We start from the raw sequence: 4,603 nt of genomic DNA, 5'->3' as shown, positions 1-4,603 counted from the left end.
CGCATGAAGCGCTGCGGCTTGCGCGCGCCGCCGACGCCGGCCGGCGTACCGGTGATGATGACGTCGCCCGGCTCCAGCGCCATCGCCTCGCTGATCGTGGCGATCAGCGTCGCCACGTCGAAGATCAGCTGGTCGGTCGTGGATTTCTGCATGACCTCGCCGTCGAGCCGGGTCTCGATCCTGAGGCCCGAGGCGCCCGGCGGCAGCGCGTCGGCGGTGACCATCACCGGCCCGAACGGGCCGGTGCCGTCGAAATTCTTGCCGATCGTCCATTGCGGGGTGCGCAGCTGGTAGTCGCGCAGGCTGACGTCGTTGAACGCGGCATAGCCCGCGACATGGTCGAGCGCGTCCGCCTTGGCGATGTAGCGTCCGGCGGTGCCGATGACGACCGCCAGCTCACCCTCGTAATCGAGCGCGGTCGAGACGCGCGGCAGGCGGATCGGCGCGCCCGGCGCCACCAGCGATGCGGCGAAGCGCGAGAACAGGGTCGGCACCTCGGGCACCGCCATGTTCGATTCGGCGGCGTGATCGGCATAGTTCAGCCCGACGCACAGGATCTTGCCCGGCAGCAGCGGCGGCAGCAGCGTCACCTGGGCGGGGTCCACCGGCTGGCCGTGCTCGCGCAGCGCCGCGCCGGCGGTAGCCAGCGCGTCGCCGCCCGCCTGGACCAGCGACAGCAAGGTGCCCGGATAGCGGGGGTGCCCCTCGACCACCCCGAGATATTCGTCGTCGGCGTCGACGGCGAGGCCCGCGCCTGAGTCGGTCCGGTAGCTCATGAACTTCACGATGGTTCTCCGGGTTTGAAGCGATGGATCAGCGGCTGAACTTCAGCTGGATCATGACGGTCCGGCTTTCCTCCGGCACGCCGAAGGCGGCACCGGGAATATTGGGCACGGCGGAGGCGAAGGAGATCGACGTGGCGTTGTTCAGGTTCCGCCCGATCAGCGAGAGCTCGACCCCCAGATCGCGATCCTTGACACCGATGCTGCCGTTGAGCGTCGTGAAGTCCTCGCCGAACGGCACCGCCGCCGGGTTCAGCTGATGCGAGATGCGCGAACGGTGGGTGACGTCGCCGCCGACGATCAGCCCGAACCGGTCGCTGAGCGTCCCGTCGTAGAAGAACGCGGCCTTGCCGGCGAGCCGCGGGGAGCGCGGCATGCGGTCGTCGAGCCCTGGCGTCTGGTCGAGGTTGCGGGCGCGCGCATAGGTCCCGTCGAGCGTGAAGCTCAGCGCTCGCGTCGCCTGCCACAGCGCGTCGAGTTCGGCGCCGTCCGAGGCGACGTGCAGGTTCTGCACCACGAACACCGAGCCGTTGAACAGGTTGTTCTGAAAGTTCTCGACGCGGGTGTGGAAATAGGCGGCGTTCAGATGCCACGCGCGCGCCGGTCCCTCCAGCTTGAAGCCCGCTTCGATCGTCCGCGCGACCTCCGCCGCATAGGGTGCGTTGCGGGGGATCGCGAAGTCGGAGAAACCGCCGCCCTTGGTGCCCTGGCCCCAGGATGCGTAGAGCATCAGCCGCGACATGGGCTTGTACTGGACCGTTCCCGAGCCGTCGAGCGAACCCTCGGTCCGCGACAGGTGCGTCAGCGCGTAAGGCGGATACTGGACGGTCGTGAAGCTGCCGGGAGCGACCAGCAGGCGCTGCATGTCGACGGCCTTCTTCTCGCTCGTGTAGCGGACGCCGCCGATGACGGTCAGATGTTCCCCAAGCCTGAGGCTGGGCTGGGCAAAGGCGGAATAGGTGTCGGTCGTCTGATCGAAGTAAGCCTGGAACGCGCCCTGCGGATTGACCGGATAGTGCACGCTTTCGGCGAGATCCTGATACAGCTTGTTGTGCACGTAGAGCCCGCCGACCAGATACTGGAACGCCGCGTCGCCGCTCGACGCCAGGCGAACCTCCTGGCTGATCTGGCTGCCGCGGATATAGGCGCGGTCGTCATAGTAATCGCCGGGGGTATAATCATAGTCGATGTAGCGGCGCTGCCTGAACTGCGAATAGCCGGTGATGGAGGTGATCGTGCCGAAGCCGAGGTCATAGTCGATCGTGCCGGTCGCGCGGTCGCTCCACTGACGCAGCCGTGTCGGTCCGTTGGCGTTGTAGGTCGCGTAGTGGTTGTCGAGATTGGTCTCGTATACGCTGGAATAGCCGGCCGCGGCGAACAGCGCGGCGGCAGCGGGGCTGCCGACGATGAACTCCGCCGGCAGGCCCGTGTTGCGCAGGAACTCGTGCGAGTAATTGGCGGTGACGGTCAGACCCGACGTCGGCTTCCACACCGCCGTGATGCGGCCGGCACCCTCGTTGGTCTGACGCGCGTCGCTCTCCGCCGGCGCCTTCTGCACGCGGTTGATGAGGTAGCCGCCCAGGTCCTGGAACTGGCCGGCGACGCGGATCGCCAGGGTCGAGCCCAGTGGTACGTCGATGCCGCCCGACAAGGTCGTCGAGTTGCGGCTGAACTCGTAGCTCGCGGTGCCATCGACCGCCAGCCGGTCGCCGGGCCGTCGGGTCTGGAGCGTGATCGCGCCGAGGCTGGTGTTCTTGCCGAGCACCGCGGCCTGGGTGCCCTTGACCACCTCGATCCGCTCGACATCGAACAGCGAGGAGAGGAAATCCGCGCCGCGCGCCGCGTAGACGCCGTCGACGAACAGCGCCACGCCCTGTTCGAACGACACCGGCCCCGGGGCGGTGCCGAGGCCACGGATGGTGGCGTTGGCGGTGTTGTTCGGCGGACGCTGGATGATGACGCCCGGGACGACCGTGCCGAGCTGCTCGATCGTCGCGATGCCCGAGCGCGTCAGCGTCTCGGCGGACACCACCGACACGGTCGCGGGCGTGTTCTGGACCGAGGATGTGCGCTTCAGCGCGGTGACGATGATTTCGCCGCCGGTCTGGTCGGCGCCCGCGACGGGCTGGCCTGACTGACTGCCCGGCAAATCCTGTGCGCCGCGCGGCTGGGCCGGGCTGACGCCCTGCTCGGCGGGGGTGCTATTGGGCGCCTGCTGTGCCCAGGCGGGCACGGCGATCCCCGCGAGCGCGGTCGTCGCGACCAGCCGTGCGAGCGTCATCGAACGAATGTGCATATCCCTTCCACCTCTCCATTCCGCCTCGGGTCGAGCGGTTGGCGGCATCATCGACGGGGGATATTATGTTGACCAATTGATACTGATCGGCTTTCACATTCACGAGGAATATATCGAAAGCTCTCCTATGGTGAACCTGCGGACGTTCGACCTCAACCTGCTGCGCATCTTTGAGGCGATCAACCGCGATGGCAGCGTCTCGAAGGCGGCGGATCATCTCGGCCTGTCGCAGCCCGCCGTCAGCAATGCGCTGAACCGGCTACGCCGCCAGTTCGACGACCCGCTGTTCGTGCGCACGCAGCGCGGCATGGAGCCGACGCCCAAGGCCGAACAGCTGGCGCTCGCGGTGGACCGCGGCATGACGACGATCCGCGCCGGCCTGAGCGCCGGCGTCGATTTCGATCCGGCCCGCTCCGAACGGCGCTTCACGCTGCTGATGACCGATGTCGGCGAGATCTCCTTCCTGCCGATCCTGCTGTCGGAGCTGCGCCGTCGCGCACCGGGCATCGACATCAACGTGGTCGAGTCCGGCCTCGCGGGCTACGAGGAGCTGCTCGAGAACGGCATGGCCGATCTCGCGATCGGCCGCATCCGGCTGGCCGACACGCTGTCGTCGGAGCTGATCCACACCAGCCCGTTCGTCGTCCTGCTCAGCCGCACGCATCCGCGGCTCGGCACGGCCCCGGACGGACGACTGACCCTCAGCTACGCGGACTATCTCGCCGCGCCGCACGTGCTGGTGCAGCCGCGGGGCGCCTCGGGCGACCCGATCCGCGAGGCGCTGGGCGAGGACGCGGCGAAGCGCCGCATCGGCCTGTCGATCCCGCACGCGACGGTGCTGCCGATGATTATCGGCGACACCGAGCTGATCGCCACGGTGCCCGCGGTCTGCGCACAGAACTTGATCGCCAGCGGCAAGCTCGCCCAGGTCGACGCGCCGTTTCCGATCGAGCCGAACTTCGTCTACCAATGGTGGCACAAGCGCAACACGCCCGACCCCGGGCACCGCTGGCTGCGCAGCATCTTCGCCGGCGCGGGGATCTGAAGGCACGGATCGCTTGGCAGGCGATCCCCTAGAACGATACCCGGTCGCCGCCCTTCAGCCCCAGCATCGCGCGCGCCTCGGCCGGCGTGGCGGGCTCATGGCCCATCTCGCGCAGGATGCGGACGATCTTGGCGACCTGTTCGGCGTTCGACGCGGCGAGCGTGCCGCGCGCGATCATCAGGCTGTCCTCCAGCCCGACGCGGACGTTCCCGCCCATCAGCGCCGCCTGGGTCAGGAACGGCATCTGGTGCCGCCCCGCCGCCAGGACGGACCATTGATACGTACCGCGTCCGAACAAGCGGTCGGCGGTCGCCTTCATGAAGGTCAGGTTCTCCAGATCGGGGCCGATCCCGCCCATGATCCCGAAGATCATCTGGATGAAGAACGGCGGCGTGACGAGCCCGGCATCGACGAAGTGCGCCAGGTTGTAGAGATGCCCGACATCGTAGCATTCATGCTCGAACTTGGTGCCGGACTCGG

4 protein-coding genes are annotated in these 4,603 nt (G+C 67.9%); 1 reads left to right on the top strand and 3 read right to left on the bottom strand.

What is annotated here, in order from left to right; genetic code table 11:
• Positions 1 to 776 (bottom strand): fumarylacetoacetate hydrolase family protein (locus tag ACFE64_RS15180; RefSeq protein WP_375393294.1); only part of this gene is annotated, 776 nt, incomplete at its 3' end.
• A gap of 37 nt (positions 777 to 813) precedes the next feature.
• Positions 814 to 3,078 (bottom strand): TonB-dependent receptor, encoded by a 2,265-nt coding sequence (locus ACFE64_RS15175; protein WP_375393293.1) that lies wholly within the window; start codon positions 3,076 to 3,078, stop codon positions 814 to 816.
• A gap of 76 nt (positions 3,079 to 3,154) precedes the next feature.
• Here ACFE64_RS15175 and ACFE64_RS15170 point away from each other — a divergent pair, with 76 nt between their 5' ends.
• The gene (locus ACFE64_RS15170) at positions 3,155 to 4,123 is read left to right on the top strand and encodes a LysR family transcriptional regulator (protein WP_375393292.1); all 969 of its coding nucleotides are present in this window, start codon (positions 3,155 to 3,157) and stop codon (positions 4,121 to 4,123) included.
• 28 nt (positions 4,124 to 4,151) lie between these two features.
• Here the strand turns inward: ACFE64_RS15170 and ACFE64_RS15165 are convergent.
• Positions 4,152 to 4,603: 3-keto-5-aminohexanoate cleavage protein (locus tag ACFE64_RS15165; RefSeq protein ID WP_375393291.1), on the bottom strand; the 452-nt coding region annotated here is incomplete at its 5' end.

The organism is uncultured Sphingomonas sp. (assembly GCF_964250165.1).
GTDB lineage: Bacteria > Pseudomonadota > Alphaproteobacteria > Sphingomonadales > Sphingomonadaceae > Sphingomonas.
Note: the sequence above shows the minus strand (reverse complement) of the source record. Positions and strands in the feature narration are given on the sequence as shown.

What these genes read in the sequence shown, in the direction of transcription:
- ACFE64_RS15175 (WP_375393293.1), bottom strand. Translation starts at nt 3,078, where the DNA reads ATGCACATTCGTTCGATGACGCTCGCACGGCTGGTCGCGACGACCGCG.